1 rRNA gene is annotated in these 1,389 nt (G+C 56.9%); it reads left to right on the top strand.

The annotated features are described in order from the left end of the window. Nucleotides 1–116: 116 nt before the first annotated feature. Nucleotides 117–1,389, top strand: a 23S ribosomal RNA gene (locus ABZ939_RS36850); the annotation flags it as partial.

Below are 1,389 nucleotides of genomic sequence, written 5' to 3'. Positions count from 1 at the left end.
CGGCCGTAAGGTTTGTATCTTCGCGATGCCGGCCCCAGTGAACTCACCGCGATTGTGGTGGGGTGATGGGTGGCTGGTCGTTGCTTGAGAACTACACAGTGGACGCGAGCATCTGTGGCCAAGTTTTTAAGGGCGCACGGTGGATGCCTTGGCACCAGGAACCGATGAAGGACGTGGGAGGCCACGATAGTCCCCGGGGAGCCGTCAACCAGGCTTTGATCCGGGGGTTTCCGAATGGGGAAACCCGGCAGTCGTCATGGGCTGTCACCCATGCCTGAACACATAGGGCATGTGGAGGGAACGAGGGGAAGTGAAACATCTCAGTACCCTCAGGAAGAGAAAACAACCGTGATTCCGGGAGTAGTGGCGAGCGAAACCGGATGAGGCCAAACCGTATGCGTGTGATACCCGGCAGGGGTTGCGCATGCGGGGTTGTGGGATCTCTCTTCTGTCGTCTGCCGGCGACAGGACGAGTCAGAAACCGTTGATGTAGGCGAAGGACATGCGAAAGGTCCGGCGTAGAGGGTAAGACCCCCGTAGCTGAAACATCAACGGCTCGTTTGAGAGACACCCAAGTAGCACGGGGCCCGAGAAATCCCGTGTGAATCTGGCGGGACCACCCGCTAAGCCTAAATATTCCCTGGTGACCGATAGCGGATAGTACCGTGAGGGAATGGTGAAAAGTACCGCGGGAGCGGAGTGAAATAGTACCTGAAACCGTGTGCCTACAAGCCGTGGGAGCGTCGGATACAGCTTGCTGTATCTCGTGACTGCGTGCCTTTTGAAGAATGAGCCTGCGAGTTTGCGGTGTGTTGCGAGGTTAACCCGTGTGGGGAAGCCGTAGCGAAAGCGAGTCCGAATAGGGCGATTCAGTAGCACGCTCAAGACCCGAAGCGGAGTGATCTAGCCATGGGCAGGTTGAAGCGGAGGTAAGACTTCGTGGAGGACCGAACCCACCAGGGTTGAAAACCTGGGGGATGACCTGTGGTTAGGGGTGAAAGGCCAATCAAACTCCGTGATAGCTGGTTCTCCCCGAAATGCATTTAGGTGCAGCGTCGTGTGTTTCTTGCCGGAGGTAGAGCACTGGATAGGCGATGGGCCCTACCGGGTTACTGACCTTAGCCAAACTCCGAATGCCGGTAAGTGAGAGCACGGCAGTGAGACTGTGGGGGATAAGCTCCATGGTCGAGAGGGAAACAGCCCAGAGCATCGACTAAGGCCCCTAAGCGTACGCTAAGTGGGAAAGGATGTGGAGTCGCAGAGACAACCAGGAGGTTGGCTTAGAAGCAGCCACCCTTGAAAGAGTGCGTAATAGCTCACTGGTCAAGTGATTCCGCGCCGACAATGTAGCGGGGCTCAAGCGTACCGCCGAAGTCGTGTCATTGCAGC

Origin of the sequence: Streptomyces sp. NPDC046712 (genome assembly GCF_040645695.1) — a bacterium.
In the GTDB taxonomy this organism is placed as follows: Bacteria; Actinomycetota; Actinomycetes; order Streptomycetales; family Streptomycetaceae; genus Streptomyces.
This window is presented reverse-complemented; position numbering and strand designations above follow the sequence as displayed.